Source organism: Aquimarina algiphila, assembly GCF_947494415.1.
In the GTDB taxonomy this organism is placed as follows: Bacteria; Bacteroidota; Bacteroidia; order Flavobacteriales; family Flavobacteriaceae; genus Aquimarina; species Aquimarina algiphila.
Window position 1 is genome coordinate 704317 of sequence record NZ_CANLVC010000002.1, and the last position, 16272, is coordinate 720588.

The window sequence follows — 16272 nt, forward strand, 5'->3', positions numbered from 1 at the left end:
TTAATAGAAGGTTAAATGCTGTAGCTATTTTTTTTTCTATTTTAGCCTTTCTAATTATGCAGCATGTTTTACTTAGACGATATTGGTCGATATTTTTTAATGTTAAAAGGAGTTTTTAGTCGAATGACTAAAGGTTCTGTGATACGAAATCTAATATTTAAAGAAATCGATGATCTCATTATTGGTTCTTTAGGTATAACTGTGTTTCTTGCATTTTTTATCGGAGCTGTTGTTGCGATTCAGACTGCACTTAATCTTACAAATCCTTTAATACCAAAAAAACTTATTGCTTTTGCTTCAAGACAATCGGTTATCCTCGAATTTGCGCCGACATTTATTTCTGTAATTATGGCCGGTAAAGTAGGTTCTTTTATCACCTCAAGCATAGGAACAATGAGAGTTACAGAACAAATTGATGCACTTGAGGTTATGGGTATTAATTCTCTTAATTACTTAATTTTCCCAAAGATCATTGCTATGCTCACCTATCCTTTTGTTATTGCAATTGCAATGTTTACAGGTATATTTGGAGCATATGTTGCTGGAGTCTATGGTGGATTTGTTTCTACATCAGATTTTTTAACTGGGCTTAGAGAAGAATTCATCCCATATCATCTTGTCTATGCATTTATTAAAACGTTTTTATACTCTTTTTTACTAGCTACAATACCATCATTTCATGGATACTACATGAAAGGTGGTGCATTAGAAGTTGGTAAAGCAAGTACTTCTGCTTTTGTATGGACTACAGTAGTTATTATTATTTCTAATTATGTACTCACACAGTTATTATTAAGCTAATGATAGAAGTTACAAACCTACATAAAGGATTTAACGGAGAGGAAATCTTAAAAGGAATCACTACTACTTTTGATCGAGGTAAAACCAATCTTATTATTGGTACCAGTGGAAGTGGAAAAACTGTTTTTTTAAAATGTCTACTTGGTCTTTTTACTCCAGAACAAGGCGCTATATGTTATGATGGCAGCACATATTCTGAACTATCCGAAGAACAACAAAGAGATTTAAGAGAACAAATGGGAATGGTTTTTCAAGGAAGTGCATTATTTGATTCTATGACAGTAGAAGAGAATGTAATGTTTCCTTTGATGATGTTTACCAAGCAGAAAAAAGATGATATGCTTGAGAGAGTTCATGAGGTTTTGAATCGAGTTAATCTTGAAAATGCAAATAACAAACTTCCTTCTGAAATTAGTGGAGGGATGCAAAAACGAGTTGCTATAGCTCGAGCTATCGTAACCAGGCCAAAATATCTATTCTGTGACGAACCTAATTCTGGACTGGATCCAAGAACAGCAATTGTCATTGATAATCTCATTAAAGAAATCACAGAAGAATATGACATCACTACTGTGATTAACACTCACGATATGAACTCTGTAATGGAAATCGGAGAAAAGATTGTTTTCCTTAAAAATGGATACCTAGAATGGGAAGGTGACAAAAGCCAGATTTTCAAGACTGATAACAAAGCTGTAACCGATTTTGTATATTCATCTAACCTTTTCAAAAAAGTACGTGACGCGCAGATAAAAGGGTTATAAATTTTAAGAAAAGTAAGTCTATCTTTTTTAGTAGTAATTAGCTCTTGTCTTATTCAGAAAAGTTTTATTTTCTAACATTTCAATAAAATAGTAAATGTTTTAAAAGCTATAGTCTACAAACCTTCTAGTTTCATTCTTTTTTATTCATTCAGTATATCTTAAATAATCTTATACATAAAAAAATGTACTAAGTAATTTTATATAATTTTTATTTTTTCTTCAATAAAACTATTAAGTTTTTTTTGCAAAGATTCAGAAATTGCTCCCCCCTCTATCCAGGTATGTATATCCCCAAGATAATGCATCCCCAAATAATTAGCAGATTCTATAAAAGGCATAGTGAATCCATTCTTAAGCTCTGCATCAAAACCGCAGCTTACCATACCCATTATTTTCCCTCTCAATTTTCTTCCGATCTCTTTTTCAATTTTCAAGCAGTCTGTTATTCTGTCAAAAAATATTTTCATATCACCACTCATAGCATACCAATACACGGGAGTAGCAAAAATTATAATATCATAGGCATTCACAATTTCTTTCATTAAAGGAATAAAATCATCATCAATGTTTTCTGATTCATAATCATATGCACTAATGCGTTTTGATTTTAAATCTATAACATCAAACCCTGTCCTTTCTTTAATATAAGATACAATTATATTAGTGTTTCCTTTGCTTCTCGAACTTCCCTGAATAAGCACTCCTTTTTTATTCATTTTGAATATATTTAATTAAAAAGCAAAGCTATTCTGTTTAAAGCAATTATCAAATAAGGGGTGATTTTTACCCTATAAAGTATTTCCAAATTTTGAAAGTTCTTCAAAAACTGAAGAAAGTTTGGTCCCTAAGTCAGTAATTGAATATTCGGTTCGTTTAGGAAATTCATTAAAATCCTTTTTTTGAATTAGTCCATCATCAATCATTTCCTTTAACTGTTGCGTTAATGCTCTTTTTGAAGCTTCGGGAAGGCCTTTTTGAATATCTTTAAGCCTAGTATTTCTCTTCAAAAGCTCATTGAGTATTGCGGGCTTCCATTTTCCCGAAATAACATGTAATGCCTTTTCTATAGCGCAATCACTTTTTAACGGGGTTTTTCTCTGGTATGCACTCATGTTTCAAATTTCATTCAAAAATGAAGATATAAATAAATCGTATGGATTTCGATAATTATCAATTCTTGATTGGAGTACATATCTCAATCAAAAACCCATTATTATCCTTAACATATCCAACTTTTTGTCCCCAAGGTTTAGTTATAAGTTTCTCTACTTCGATGGCACCTGCTTTAATTGCTTTTTCAAAATCAAAATCAATATTTTCTGTGGTAAATGCCAATTCTACTCCAAATGGCTTTTCTAGAAGTGAGCTTTTTATAAATCCGTCCTTAACATTAGAGTTTCCTAATTCTATTGATGCAAATGCAATTGTTGTTTCTCCAGAAATCAATTCGCTATAATCATTTTCTGGTGTTATAAATTTCTTTTTAAATCCAAATGCCTTCTCATAAAAATCAATGGTTTCAGGAACATTTTCTACATAAATAATGGTGTATGCAAATTTCATAATTTCTTTTTTATAGAGGGTATACAAAAATCTTATTATCTCAATCCAATACAAAATGTAAAACAAAACAATGTGTTTTCTAACATATAATTGTAACACATGATATTGACACTCTACCTTTCGATCGGAATATATAAATCAACTACGCACTTATTTTCTGGGTGTTTACGGAAATCGTTATGGTAAATTTCAAATGGATTTTGTTCTGCTCTTTTATATCCGTTATTACTCATCCAAACAAACATCCCGCTCCAGGATTTTTCAAAATCATCAGGTGTAATTTCAAAACGGCCTACGATGCAACTTCCTTTTTTGATTTGAACTTTACTTATTCCCCCTTCTTCTTCAAAAGGTTCATTTGTGAGTACGCAAATACTCATACGCACTTTATCTTCTGCTGTTATTTTAAAGCTATCATGAAAAATTCTTGTCATTTTAGTCTCAGGATTATCCAATAACCTTTTTGATCTAGCCCATTTTAACATTCTTTCGAAGGCATTTTCTATTCCATCTATTCCAATATGAGTGCTACTGGCAAAATGTAATTCTGGTATTTCTTTAATTTCAATATTTGCATTCATTTTAATCCAATTTAAATGATTATTAATATTGCAAATATATTTTTCGAAGATTAGTTTTTCTTGACCATTCTTGCTTTCTACTTTACTTATCTTGCTAAATTTTCCTGGATTTAGTTTTCTAAATTCTGAAGGAGATACACTGTAAAAATTCTTAAAAGCCCTGGTAAATGCAGAATTACTATTAAAACCATATTGAAGAGAAAGCTCTGTAATACGTACTTCTTTTTTGTGCATCAGTATAGAAGCCATTTTTTCAATTCGCCTTCTTGTAATATAAGCATTAAGAGTTTCATTAACCATCGCTTTAAAGATTCTATGAAAGTGAAATGGCGAATAGTGAGCCGCATTAGCAACAGACTCTAATGATAATTCTGAGTCCAAATGATCATCAATAAATCTTAGAGCTTTGTTAACTCGATTAATATAATCTTTGCGAATCTCGTTTTCTGAAATTATCATTTTTGTTTTACGTTGAAATCATCCAGCACCCATCATAGTTTGGTTACTCTATTCTACATATAGTGTATCAGCTTTCATTTCCTTGGTTATCCATTTTTGTAATGCATTCACCCTAATTTGATTCAGACTATCTGATACTTTAAACTTCCATCTAGGAAAAATAACCTGTACTGTATCTACTTTTAAAAAATTCGATTTCAACACTTCACCATATCCAAGTTCTGCCAGGTCTGGAAATCTGATTTTTGCATCTTTTGCAATATTACTATAAGGCATTACATCCACAGGCACTACTTTATTTGCCTCTTTAAGTTGAGTTTCTAATCCGGCTATTTGGATTTTTAGATCTTCAATTTCATCAAGAAGTTTATCATTATCTTTTTCTAAACGATTTAATTGCTCAATAGAACGATCATAGGCTTTTGAGATCTGGTCAATCCCTCTTGATTTATTTCCATTTATAGCTAATGTAAAATCACTAATACTCGAATACTTTTTAATTTCATTTTGCAAATCGCTTACTGTTGCTTCTGTGATTTCTCCATCAAAATATAGTTTTATAGATTCGTTATCATAATCATAGAAATCTTTTCGTAGATATAAGTTTTCATTAGCATCAATCTCATTTAACATAAAAGCTTTGTAATCTCTCTTAGCATTACTCTCATTAAGAGTTACATAAAATGTATAACTTGCAGGAATCATAGCAAATATAGCTAGTAAAGAAGCAAGTTGAGCAATACGTTTTCGCTTTGCAGAATTTGCATAACGAATCATCGGAAAACGTAATAATTTTGCAACCGTAAATGTTGACAATGCTATAAATATCGCATTGATTGAAAATAAATACAAAGCACCTACGGCATATTCTAACTCCCACTCTGCTATACCATATCCTACAGTACACAAAGGAGGCATTAAAGCAGTAGCAATTGCTACTCCTGCTATAGCATTAGGCATTGTACCTTTCTTGGATTTTGCGATAATTAATGCAAGGCCTCCAGAAACTGCTACCAATACATCCAAAATAGTAGGAGCTGTTCGTGACTCTAATTCGGGAGTTAATTCTGTTAGTGGAGAAACCCAAAAATAAAGTGTAGCGGCAATTACACTTAAGCCTACCATCACTCCTAAATTCACCATAGATCTTTTTAATGTATCTATATCATTAATAGCAATAGATAGACCTACCCCTACGATAGGCCCCATTAATGGAGAAATTAACATCGCTCCAATAACCACGGCAGTAGAACTTACATTAAGACCTATAGATGCTACAAATACCGAAAAAATAAGAATCCAAGCAGTATGTCCTTTAAATGGAATATCATTTTTAACATCCTCAATTGTTTGATCTTTGTCTGTTTCTGATCGAATATCCAAAAGTTCTGAAAGAAATTGGCTTATACTTTCAAAAAGCCCTTTTGCATCTCTTTTTACTGATTCTGCCATCTCTTCCTGATCAGGAATCGGTTGGTTGGTATTCTCTTCCATAATAAATTTATCCGTATTGTTCTCCGTATTTTTCTTTTACTTTTTTAAGTACTACTTTAATATCCTGTTCTTTGCTTTTAGGGTAAATCAAGAGTACATCTTCTTTATCAACAATGATATAATCCTCTAAACCATCAACTACGACAATTTTATCGCTTGAAGTTCTAATCATATTATTAGACGCATTTACTGCCAAAACGTTAGCATTAACGACAGCATTATTTGCTTCTGTTTTATCTAGTTTATCATATAATGATCCCCAGGTACCTAAATCATTCCAATCAAATGTTGCAGGAAATACATATACATTCTCTGCTTTTTCCAAAATGGCATAATCAATAGATATATTTTCTGCTAGCGGGTAATTAGTATTGATAAAATCACCTTCTTCCTTGGTATTATACACCTGTATTCCTTTTTCAAATAATGCAGTCATTTCTTTTTGAAATCTACTAAATGCTGTTATAATGCTTTTAGCACTCCAAATAAATATTCCTGCATTCCATAAATAATTCCCAGTACTCAAGAACTGTTTTGCAGTATCATAATCTGGCTTCTCAGTAAACTGAATTACTTTTTTTCTTGCAACTTTGCTTTCTTTATCATAATGAATATATCCATAGCCTGTATTAGGAAATGTTGGTTGAATCCCCAAAGTCATGAGAATATCGCTTTTAGAACAAGCTATAAAGCTTTGTTCTAAATTTGCTATAAAGGCGGTTTCATCTTCAATCCAGTGATCGCTTGGCGCTACAACCATTACTGCATCAGGATTATCTTTTTGAATTTTTAATGATGCATACAGGATACATGGTGCTGTATTACGCATCGCTGGCTCAGTAACTACCTGCTTCTGTTGTACTTCTGGCAATTGTTCTAAAACCAAATCATTATAACGCTGATTAGTAAGAATAAATATATTCTCTTTTGGAATAATCTTAGTTAAACGAGAAAAAGTACGTTGAATTAAAGTTTCTCCTGTACCCAACATATCATGAAATTGTTTCGGAAATTCTGTTGTACTTACTGGCCAAAACCTAGAGCCTACTCCGCCCGCCATAAGAATAGCATAATAATTTTTGTTCATAAGTCAGTTTAATAATTCAACTTCTGCGTTTGGATTAAAAAGGTAAACTCTTCCTGTATCAAGTTCTACGCATTCATAGCGCTTTACTTTCTTATTACCTTTTTTGAAGATTTTTCCATTATATAATCGAAAAACACTTCCTAGGGGTAATTCAAAGATATAATTTTTATCATTAGCAGGATCAAATTGTTTTAATGCTAATGCTAATTTTTCATCAGTATCACTACTTGCTCTTGGGTTTTTAAAATGATTCGCTATGACAGGTAATAGCTTAGATGGAAAAATCTCTGGATTAATGTAGGGTAGCATCAATTTCTGAAAAGTATTTTTCCATTCTACACCATGAGGTTTTATAAATCTCCCATACTGTTCAAAAGCGACCAAATGAGCAATTTCATGAATTAGTGTAATGAGAAAACGATATTTATTAAGAGAGGCATTTACTGTAATCTGATGTCTTCCATCAGGCATTTTGCGGTAATCTCCATGTCTTGTAACTCGTTCATTAACGATTTTAAGATGTACATTACATTTTACAACCAAATCAAATGCCCTATCTACAGATCGTTCTGGAATATATCTCCTTAATATTTCTTTCAAGCGTATAAAATTATTAATCTTCCTTTTTGCTTTTGCAAAATACAAAATTAAGCGCACCAGAATAGTACGCTTAATTTATTATTTTTTATTTCCTTATCCACTTAAAATACACAAAAATCAAAGTTCCTAAAATTAATAATGGCCAGATATAAAATAATAGCAACGTTAGATTTTCTATGATAGACCAACCAAATGACATGCCTTGTTTTGCTTTGTCCAAGAAACCTGGGCGATACTCTGCTGGTTCTTCTTTAGGGATAATGGTCTCATAAATATCTATTTGAATTGTGCTAAAAGACACTTTATTGGTTAAATAATTTAATCTTCCTTGTGCTGACTCAATTTCTTCCTGAAGTTTACTCAGTTTTTCTTCTGCTTTTAGAATATCTTCTACTGTCTTAGCCTTGGTTCTTAAAATGTTTTCGTAACGCTGTTTTACTTCGAATTTTGTCTTTAACCGAGAAGTTATATCTACATATTCTTCTGTTACATCTACAGTAGAAATATTTTTATAATCCACAAATTCTGCCAGCCCACAAACACCATCAAGCACCACATCAAATTCATTCTGAGGAATCCTGATAGTGAAACGATTTTCTTTAGCATAATTTGTATTTGTAAATCTTTCATCAGAAATATATCCGTTATGTTCTGAAGCAATCTTCTTTGCTAATATTGTTGCTTTTTCAACGCTTGCAACTTTGATTCTGCAATTCGCATTTCTGATGATTTTTATCTGATTATTTATAACATTTTTATTTTTTACTTCTATCCCTCCAGCATCTTCAGTCTGATGTGTATTTAAAAGAGCAGTTTCTCCCGTTTCCTCTAATGCGATACTTTCATCATATTTGTTCTCATATTTAGAACAAGAGAAGATTGAACACATAAAAACACTTAAACAAAAATATATTTTCGCGAATCTAAATCCCATACTTTTAATATTACTTTGCTCCTTCATAACTACTAATTAACCTTACAAACTCTGCTCTATAACCCAAAACATCTTTACCCTTATTATTTTGAGCTAGAGATATGATATCTTCTGTATTCTGATTCTGGAGGTATTTAGAATCCCTTAACTTCATTCCAAACCAAGCAACAGAAGAAGCAAATTGAAAATCTGTTGACATTTCTATTTCTGTATCCATCGTAAAGACATGTAACATTTCTATACTTTGATTTTCTTTTGGGTTTTTATACCTTACCTTAACGGTAAACATTTCATTACCATAGTTGTTTTTCTCCGTCTTATTGGCGTATTTTAAATCTGAAACATCTTTGAGATATCTACTTTCTACTCCTTTAGGTATTACCTCATACAGAGCAGTGACAGTATGACCGCTTCCTAACTCACCAGCATCTTTGGTATCATCAATAAAATCTTCGTCATCAAGCAATCGATTTTCATATCCTATTAAACGATATGCTGTAACCTTTGCTGGATTAAATTCGACTTGAATTTTTACATCCTTAGCAATGGTAAACAACGTACCGCCAAACTCGGTTCCTAATACACGTTGTGCCTCTTGCATACTATCAATGTATGCATGATTACCATTACCTGTATTTGCCAATGTTTCAAGTTTACTATCTTTATAGTTATTCATCCCAAACCCTAAACAAGTTAAAAACACTCCGGATTCTCTCTTAATTTCAATAAGCCTCTTCATTTCTTTATCCGAACTTTCACCTATATTAAAATCTCCATCTGTAGCCAAAATCACCCTATTATTCCCATTTTTAATAAAATTTTCCTCAGCTATTTTATAGGCTAACTCAATACCTTCTCCACCTGCTGTTGAACCTCCTGCCATAAGATCCTCTAATGCTTGTATAATTTTCTGTTTATCGTCACCAGAAGTGGGTTCAAGAACAACTCCTGCTGCTCCTGCGTATACCACAATAGAAACTTTATCGTTTTCTCTAAGCTGACCGACCAACAGCTTCAATGCGCTTTTCAATAATGGCAATTTATTTGTTTCCCCCATGGATTCTGAAACATCTATCAAAAACACCAAGTTAGAAGCTGGAATGTAATCTACTGGTACTTCCTTACCTTTTAATCCAATTTTCACCAATCTTGTATTATTGTTCCATGGTGTAGCTCCTGATTCTGTATGAATTGCAAATGGATGTTTATCGGTTGGCTGATCATATTCATATTTAAAATAATTGATCATTTCTTCAATTTTAACAGCATCTTTTTCGATTTCTTGTCCATTATTTATCATTCTACGAATATTACTATATGATGCCCTATCAACATCTATAGAAAAAGTAGAGACCGGCGAAAAACTCACCCTTTTAAAATTGTTCTCTAGTATTTCTTGATACTCCTCTGAATTCTTATCTACTCCATCTAAATATTCTAATTTGTATTCGAAATCAACTTCTTCTTCTGTAATACCAGATTCATTAATATGGTTGACTCTTTTAGGTAATTGATTACAAGAACCAATACTTAAAACTAATAATCCCATAAATACTACTTTGATTTTTTTAATCACCTTTGTTTTCATCTATATACTTTTTATATTGTTATCTGAAAACAAACTTAGAAGCTAACCAGATGAATCTATTGTAGAACACTTGTAAAGCAATTGTAAATCATTTTACAAAACACAAACACCTTATTATCAAAATCATACAATTATTACTTCTGAAGAAAAAATACTATTCGATCTCTTAAAAAAAGCAGTTACACAACATTTTTTAACTGCAAATAACGCTTCGAGCATAGATATTGCTGAGTGGAAAGGGCAAGATATTGTCGTTTTTCAGGAAGATTTGCAAAAACATGTTAAAGCGACTATTAGCGAAAAATCATTTTATAGTTATTTCAAAAACTCCTCAGAGAAATTACCCCGTGTAGATATTTTAAATCTACTTTCTAGATATTGTGGTTATATCAACTGGAATGATTTTAAAAGTAATCATAATATCGATTCCAACCCTGCAAAATCCTTTACTATCCCCAAATGGTTTTGGATAGTAATTTTGGGGTTTGGTGTATTCATTTCTATCTACTTTTTAATCCCTACCAAAAGAACATTTACCTTTTGTTTTATTGATCAAGATAGAAATCAGCCTCTAACCAAAATACCTATAGATATTATCATACTAAATGATAAAGAATCTCCTTTTCATTCAAAAAGCGATAGTTTGGGTTGTTTCACCTGGAAAACAGAAGATGATTTTATTCATTTCATTATACAGTCTCCATATCATAAGACAGATACCATATACAGAATAGCTTCTTCTGACACACAAGAGGAATTACAAATCCAAACAGATGACTATGCGCTGATGTTACATTATTATGCTAACGGAAAGGTAAAAGATTGGAAAAACAGGAAAAAAGAACTATCCAGAATAATAGCAAATAACGCAACTATTTTTCAGGTTTTGCCTTATGGATTAGGTATTGAAATACATACAAAAGATGAGTTTATAAATAAATTAACTACCCCTACAAAAAGCTTAAAGAATATTGAAATTATAGAATCTCGTAGATTAAACGGACAAATTGTTAAACTTAAATTTAAAGTAAAATCATGAAACAGTTTGTGTACATCATAATATCGACATTAGTATTTGCCTGCGCTAAAGCTCCTTCAAAAGAATTAGACATGGAAGCTTCAGAAACTATTGAAGCATTTGAAGAAGATAGTCGTCCTATCATTTCAGAAAATGAAGCTTATATCATCCTAATTACACAAAAACTACAGGAATTTATTGACAAAGAAACGTTAGAAAAATCTCATCCAGACTTTAGTTCAAGAAGTAAACAAAATAGTGTGCTGTCTATTAAAGATACTAATATCAAAGAAGTTAACTTTATAGGGACTTTTCAAACTGTTTCGGATTCTATAAAAACAGTAAAAACAGAAGTTGTCTTTGCTACTACTATAGATACAATCATCACTACTATCAAGACTTCAAACATAGAAATTGAAGGAGAACTATTAAAAACTACAAAAATTACTTTTGACACTATAGGAACTAAATCCACATCCGACTTGTAGTTAAAAAACAGAATCCGTCAAATTTATTGACGGATTCTATAACCAAACTAATTATATTAGAATTTAAGTATAACTTAAGTTATATTGACATACTCAACAATCAATAAAACTCGATATAAAAATCATTAAATGTCGTCTATTAAAAAAATATTTTGGATAAATCTATAGCACATATGGTTTATCATAACCACAACAGGTATACATATCATTGGAAATAATATTACAAGAGTTAACAGATCATTACTACAGCTTCTAATTTGAAGATTATTAAAAAACACTTAAGTTATAAAACAGAGTTTTTAAACAAAAAAGCAGATAACAGATAAAATTTACCACCAAACACTGTAAATGTAATGCAAAACTCTTTTTTCACTTTACTAAGGAGTGCTATTAGAAACCTGAAGAACTTTTCCATTATAAAAGGAGTTCCCGGTTAATGAAAAGTTTTTGATATAACTTGCCATTTCTATTGCGGTTAGAGGTGCTTGATACCCAGGAAACGCTTCTTCTAACATTTCTGTTTGAACTGCTCCAAGTGCTAAAACATTAAAAGCAATACCACTTTCTTTATATTCTTCTGCCCACAATTCACTTAATGTGATCACTGCTCCTTTACTAGAGCTATACGCAGCCAGTCCGGGAAATTTTATACTTCCTTGTATCCCTCCCATACTACTTATGGTAACCACATGACTACCTGATGTCATAAAAGGTAAAATCAAACGTGTAATTTCGGCTACTCCAAAAACATTTACCTTATATACTTCCTCAAAATCTTGTGTAGAAATTTCGCTAAAAGGTTTATGTAATAATTTACCTGCATTGTTTATCAAAACATCTACCTGTTTCCAAGTGGATGAAATATAATCTGTCATCTTTTTTAAATCCCCTGTATTACAGATATCAAAAGAAAACGAATGTATGTTTTTATGTCGCAGTTCAGCAATAGGTTTTTCGTTTCTGGATAAAGCTAAAACCTGATGTCCCTCTTCGGCAAATAATTTTGCCAGTTCGAAGCCTATACCTCTGCTAGCGCCAGTTATGATAATGTTTTTCATTCTATATGAATATACGTTATAGATTTAAAATCTGCGAGGTGTACTTAGTTAATTTAACTTAATTTCTTTATCAGTTGTATTCGCCATTTTTTCAATAACAGGAACACAATTATTAATCAGTTCTGCCATAAATTCAAAATTCATTTCAGATACTTCGTCATCTACATGGTGGTAATAGTCATAATTTGTAAAATCAAAGGTAGAAATGGTTTGGCAAGGCACCTTAAATTGTTCATAGAAAGGATAGTTATCACTTCTTCTGAACAATTGAAACTCTTTAGCTTTAGCCAAGTACCCTATCAATTCTGATCCAGCATAATCGTTTATTTTTTGAGCCATATTAGACATTTCAAACCCTGTAATATATGCTTTATAGGATTTATCATTTAAAGGCACACCTATCATTTCAAAATTAACCATGGTGTATAGGTTAATATTCTTTTCTTTTAGGACTTCAGCCAAATGTGCAGAACCCAATAGCCCTCTTTCTTCAGCTCCAAATAAAACAAAAAGGATACTTCTTTTATTATTTTTTAATTGGGCAAACTGCTTGGCTAATGAAATAACTGCACTACTACCAGCAGCATTATCATTAGCTCCATTAGCAATAGTATCACCATTAACCTCCTTACCTGTTCCTATATGATCAAAATGTGCTCCCAAAATGATGAATTCATTTGATAAAGTAGCATCTGTTCCTTTGAGGTATCCTACCATATTATATGTCGCCGTTCCTTTAACATCAAAAGCATTTCTATAGGTATCAAAATAAGGAGCAATCCCATATTTCTTAAACTCCCCTTCAATAAATTGAGCTGCCTTTTCTAAACCCTCACTTCCTGTATCCCGACCACCTAACTCATCACTCGCTAAAAAATTCATAATATCTGCAACGTCTGAAACCTTGGCTTTTCCTAAACCACCATCTTCAGTTGTTTTTACTTGAGACTGAGCAGTAGTAGTTTGATTACAACTCATAAATAAGATCGCAATCAGAATGATAAAAATATTTTTCTGCATAAGAATATGTTTTTGATAAAGATAAAAAATCCCGCCTCATTTGAGACAGGATTAATTGTGAATATTATTTAAAGTATTTGAAACTATGCCAACATAGTAACCGGGTTTTCTAAATACTGTTTTAGTGTCTGTAAAAATTGAGCTCCTGTAGCTCCATCTACTGTTCTATGATCACAAGCTAAAGTAACTTTCATTGTATTACCTACTACAACCTGACCATCTTTTACTACTGGTTTTTCTACAATCGCTCCTACTGATAATATTGCAGAGTTAGGCTGATTAATAATAGAAGTAAATTCCTGAATACCAAACATACCTAAGTTTGACACTGTAAAAGTACTACCACTCATTTCTTGTGGAGTTAATTTCTTATCACGAGCTCTAACTGCTAAATCCTTAACCTTAGCTCCAATTTGAGTAAGAGACATATGATCAGCAAAAGGTAATACTGGAACGACTAAACCATCAGGCACAGCTACTGCAACACCTATATTAATATGCTTAGCATACTTAGTAGTATTATCTGTCCATTGCGTATTTACTTGTGGATGTTTACGAAGTGCCATTGCACATGCTTTTACCACCATATCATTAAACGATACTTTTGTATCGGGTAATTCATTAATATTTTTTCGAGAAGCCATTGCATTCTGCATATCCACTTCTATTGTTAAATAATAGTGAGGTGCAGTAAATTTAGAAGCTGATAGACTTCTTGCAATCGCTTTACGCATTTGCGAATTCTTTACCTCTTCAAAACTCTCTTCTCCTGCAGGAGTAAATGTTTGTACTATTGGTGTAGGGGTTGTTTCGTTAGTTGATACTGGAGTACTAGTAGGAGCAGAAGGCGTAAATGTTTCCACATCCTTTTTTACGATACGCCCATTCTCACCAGTTCCTTTGACCTGAGAAAGATCAATTCCTTTATCCGCTGCAATTTTCTTAGCTAAAGGAGAAGCAAATATTCTACCTCCATTAGTTGTTGCGACAGGTGCCGTTTCTGTTTTTACTTCGGGTTTTGCTTCTGTCTCAGATTTTTGATCACTACCGGTTGAACTAGCAACAGTCACGCCATCTTTTAAACCTGAAACATCTGTGCCTTCAGGCCCTATTATTGCCAACAGCACATCAACCTTTGCAGTTTGTCCTTCTTCTATACCTATATATAATAGAGTTCCGTTATAGAAAGATTCAAACTCCATTGTAGCTTTATCTGTCTCTATTTCAGCCAAGATATCTCCTTCTTCTACAGTATCTCCAACTTTTTTCAACCAGGTTGCTACTGTTCCTTCTTCCATTGTATCACTAAGACGAGGCATAGTAATAATTTCAACTCCGTCTGGTATTGCTGTAGATTCAGATGACGTTGGAACCGCCGATTCTTCAGTATTTTCTTCTTTTGGAGCATCAGCAGCCGGTGCAGCACTTCCATTCAACAAACCAGAAATATCTTCACCTTCTTCTCCGATAATTGCTAATAACTGATCTACTGGTGCTGTTTCCCCTTCTTGGATTCCTACATGAAGTAGTACTCCATCATAAAAAGACTCAAACTCCATTGTAGCTTTATCGGTTTCTATTTCAGCCAGGATATCTCCTTCGCTAATTGTATCTCCTTTTTTAACAAGCCACTTCGCAACAACTCCTTCTTCCATGGTGTCGCTCAATCGCGGCATATTAATTACTGTAGCCATAATCTATTGTGGTTTGTGTGATAAAAATGGATAATCATCCTGTTCATATACAACATCGTACATTACATTCTTTTCTGGGAATGGTGATTCCTCAGCAAATTTCTGACATTCTGCAACTCTATCTTTTACTCTTTTATCGATCTCAGCAACTTCTTCATCTGTAGCATATTTTTTATCTTTAATAATATCCAAAACCTGAGTTATAGGGTCTATTTTTTGATACTCTGCTACTTCTTCCTTTGTACGATATTTTTGAGCATCACTCATAGAGTGCCCTCTATATCTATATGTTTTTAATTCTAAAAATGTTGGCCCTCCTCCTGTTCTTGCTCTAGTAATAGCTTCATCCATTGCTTCAGCAACTTTTATAGGATTCATTGCATCTACAGGACCAGAAGGCATTTCATATCCTTGTCCTAGTTTCCAGATATCAGTGTGGTTTGCTGTTCTTTCTACAGAAGTACCCATAGCATATCCATTATTTTCTACACAAAACACTACTGGTAATTTCCATAGCATCGCCAAGTTAAAAGTCTCATGCAACGATCCCTGACGAGCAGCTCCATCACCAAAAAATGTAAGTGTCACTGCATCTCTTTTATGATACTTATCTGCAAATGCCAAACCAGCTCCCAAAGGTATTTGTCCTCCAACGATACCATGTCCTCCATAAAATCGATGTTCTTTTGAGAATATATGCATCGATCCTCCTAAACCTTGAGAAGTACCAGTTCCTTTACCATACAACTCTGCCATTACACGTTTTGGGTCAACACCCATACCTATAGGCTGTACATGATTACGATAAGCTGTTATCATTTTATCTTTTGTAAGATCCATTGCATGTAAGGCTCCTGCTAAAATAGCTTCTTGCCCATTGTACAAGTGTAAAAAGCCTCTTACTTTTTGTTGGATATAAACCTGAGCCAGCTTATCTTCGAACTTTCTCCAGAAAAGCATTTCTTCGTACCAATTTAGGTAAACTTCTTTAGTGATCTTTTTCATTTATAATTGTGTGCTGATGTATATATAAAAAACCAGTTTAAAAACTAGTAATTATTTAATTTTTCCTCCTTATTTATTAAGAGAACGAAAAACAAAAATAACATATTCGGAATTAAGG

General features: G+C 32.6%; 17 protein-coding genes. 4 read left to right on the plus strand and 13 right to left on the minus strand.

Annotation, left to right across the window (positions count from 1 at the left end; genetic code table 11):
- Positions 1-63: 63 nt before the first annotated feature.
- Both PQF96_RS05685 and PQF96_RS05690 read left to right on the plus strand, forming a co-directional pair.
- The gene (locus tag PQF96_RS05685; RefSeq protein ID WP_109435228.1) at positions 64-801 is read left to right on the plus strand and encodes an MlaE family ABC transporter permease; all 738 of its coding nucleotides are present in this window, start codon (positions 64-66) and stop codon (positions 799-801) included.
- Positions 801-1565: an ABC transporter ATP-binding protein gene (locus PQF96_RS05690; RefSeq protein ID WP_109435229.1), complete on the plus strand. Its 765-nt coding sequence runs from the start codon at positions 801-803 to the stop codon at positions 1563-1565. The genes PQF96_RS05685 and PQF96_RS05690 overlap by 1 nt, the downstream gene beginning before the upstream one ends.
- 197 nt (positions 1566-1762) lie before the next feature.
- On the opposite strand, the gene PQF96_RS05695 is transcribed toward PQF96_RS05690, so the two are convergent.
- The 9 genes from PQF96_RS05695 to PQF96_RS05735 form a co-directional block, all read right to left on the minus strand.
- Positions 1763-2281, minus strand: a complete 519-nt coding sequence (locus tag PQF96_RS05695) for a flavodoxin family protein (RefSeq protein WP_109435230.1) — start codon at positions 2279-2281, stop codon at positions 1763-1765.
- Positions 2282-2353: 72 nt separating this feature from the next.
- On the minus strand, positions 2354-2677 hold the full coding sequence (locus PQF96_RS05700) for a winged helix-turn-helix transcriptional regulator (protein WP_143915315.1): 324 nt from the start codon (positions 2675-2677) through the stop codon (positions 2354-2356).
- 58 nt (positions 2678-2735) lie between these two features.
- Complete coding sequence (locus PQF96_RS05705) at positions 2736-3128, minus strand: VOC family protein (RefSeq protein ID WP_109435232.1); 393 nt, start codon at positions 3126-3128, stop codon at positions 2736-2738.
- Between the two features lie 113 nt (positions 3129-3241).
- Entirely contained in the window at positions 3242-4168 is a 927-nt protein-coding gene (locus PQF96_RS05710; protein WP_271765384.1) for an AraC family transcriptional regulator, read from the minus strand.
- 48 nt (positions 4169-4216) lie between these two features.
- Positions 4217-5662: a DUF389 domain-containing protein gene (locus PQF96_RS05715; RefSeq protein WP_271765385.1), complete on the minus strand. Its 1446-nt coding sequence runs from the start codon at positions 5660-5662 to the stop codon at positions 4217-4219.
- Between the two features lie 7 nt (positions 5663-5669).
- Positions 5670-6749, minus strand: coding sequence for a mannose-1-phosphate guanylyltransferase (locus tag PQF96_RS05720; protein WP_143915311.1), 1080 nt, complete (start codon positions 6747-6749; stop codon positions 5670-5672).
- Positions 6750-6752: 3 nt separating this feature from the next.
- Complete coding sequence (locus tag PQF96_RS05725) at positions 6753-7349, minus strand: SprT-like domain-containing protein (RefSeq protein WP_109435237.1); 597 nt, start codon at positions 7347-7349, stop codon at positions 6753-6755.
- A gap of 85 nt (positions 7350-7434) precedes the next feature.
- Complete coding sequence (locus PQF96_RS05730; protein WP_167571726.1) at positions 7435-8238, minus strand: DUF4349 domain-containing protein; 804 nt, start codon at positions 8236-8238, stop codon at positions 7435-7437.
- Positions 8239-8293: 55 nt separating this feature from the next.
- Positions 8294-9871, minus strand: a complete 1578-nt coding sequence (locus PQF96_RS05735) for a vWA domain-containing protein (protein ID WP_271765386.1) — start codon at positions 9869-9871, stop codon at positions 8294-8296.
- A 268-nt stretch (positions 9872-10139) separates the two neighbouring features.
- On the opposite strand from PQF96_RS05735, the gene PQF96_RS05740 reads away from it, so the two are divergent.
- Complete coding sequence (locus PQF96_RS05740; protein ID WP_271765387.1) at positions 10140-10910, plus strand: hypothetical protein; 771 nt, start codon at positions 10140-10142, stop codon at positions 10908-10910.
- Positions 10907-11377 carry a hypothetical protein gene (locus PQF96_RS05745; RefSeq protein WP_271765388.1) on the plus strand — a complete coding sequence of 157 codons (471 nt, stop codon included), beginning with the start codon at positions 10907-10909 and terminating at the stop codon, positions 11375-11377. The genes PQF96_RS05740 and PQF96_RS05745 overlap by 4 nt, the downstream gene beginning before the upstream one ends.
- 377 nt (positions 11378-11754) lie before the next feature.
- Here PQF96_RS05745 and PQF96_RS05750 read toward each other — a convergent pair whose 3' ends face one another.
- The 4 genes from PQF96_RS05750 to pdhA form a co-directional block, all read right to left on the minus strand.
- On the minus strand, positions 11755-12435 hold the full coding sequence (locus PQF96_RS05750) for an SDR family NAD(P)-dependent oxidoreductase (protein WP_109435241.1): 681 nt from the start codon (positions 12433-12435) through the stop codon (positions 11755-11757).
- A gap of 48 nt (positions 12436-12483) precedes the next feature.
- Complete coding sequence (locus tag PQF96_RS05755) at positions 12484-13455, minus strand: M28 family metallopeptidase (protein ID WP_271765389.1); 972 nt, start codon at positions 13453-13455, stop codon at positions 12484-12486.
- 83 nt (positions 13456-13538) lie between these two features.
- Entirely contained in the window at positions 13539-15149 is a 1611-nt protein-coding gene (locus PQF96_RS05760; protein ID WP_271765390.1) for a pyruvate dehydrogenase complex dihydrolipoamide acetyltransferase, read from the minus strand.
- 3 nt (positions 15150-15152) lie between these two features.
- Entirely contained in the window at positions 15153-16154 is a 1002-nt protein-coding gene (gene pdhA, locus PQF96_RS05765) for a pyruvate dehydrogenase (acetyl-transferring) E1 component subunit alpha (RefSeq protein WP_109435244.1), read from the minus strand.
- Between the last annotated feature and the right edge of the window lie 118 nt (positions 16155-16272).

Coding starts and splice junctions, on each gene's coding strand:
- PQF96_RS05710 (WP_271765384.1), bottom strand. CDS start 4,168: ATGATAATTTCAGAAAACGAGATTCGCAAAGATTATATTAATCGAGTT.
- PQF96_RS05745 (WP_271765388.1), top strand. CDS start 10,907: ATGAAACAGTTTGTGTACATCATAATATCGACATTAGTATTTGCCTGC.
- PQF96_RS05690 (WP_109435229.1), top strand. CDS start 801: ATGATAGAAGTTACAAACCTACATAAAGGATTTAACGGAGAGGAAATC.
- PQF96_RS05760 (WP_271765390.1), bottom strand. CDS start 15,149: ATGGCTACAGTAATTAATATGCCGCGATTGAGCGACACCATGGAAGAA.
- PQF96_RS05695 (WP_109435230.1), bottom strand. CDS start 2,281: ATGAATAAAAAAGGAGTGCTTATTCAGGGAAGTTCGAGAAGCAAAGGA.
- PQF96_RS05700 (WP_143915315.1), bottom strand. CDS start 2,677: ATGAGTGCATACCAGAGAAAAACCCCGTTAAAAAGTGATTGCGCTATA.
- pdhA (WP_109435244.1), bottom strand. CDS start 16,154: ATGAAAAAGATCACTAAAGAAGTTTACCTAAATTGGTACGAAGAAATG.
- PQF96_RS05750 (WP_109435241.1), bottom strand. CDS start 12,435: ATGAAAAACATTATCATAACTGGCGCTAGCAGAGGTATAGGCTTCGAA.
- PQF96_RS05720 (WP_143915311.1), bottom strand. CDS start 6,749: ATGAACAAAAATTATTATGCTATTCTTATGGCGGGCGGAGTAGGCTCT.
- PQF96_RS05705 (WP_109435232.1), bottom strand. CDS start 3,128: ATGAAATTTGCATACACCATTATTTATGTAGAAAATGTTCCTGAAACC.
- PQF96_RS05730 (WP_167571726.1), bottom strand. CDS start 8,238: ATGTGTTCAATCTTCTCTTGTTCTAAATATGAGAACAAATATGATGAA.
- PQF96_RS05685 (WP_109435228.1), top strand. CDS start 64: ATGTTTTACTTAGACGATATTGGTCGATATTTTTTAATGTTAAAAGGA.
- PQF96_RS05755 (WP_271765389.1), bottom strand. CDS start 13,455: ATGCAGAAAAATATTTTTATCATTCTGATTGCGATCTTATTTATGAGT.
- PQF96_RS05715 (WP_271765385.1), bottom strand. CDS start 5,662: ATGGAAGAGAATACCAACCAACCGATTCCTGATCAGGAAGAGATGGCA.
- PQF96_RS05735 (WP_271765386.1), bottom strand. CDS start 9,871: ATGAAAACAAAGGTGATTAAAAAAATCAAAGTAGTATTTATGGGATTA.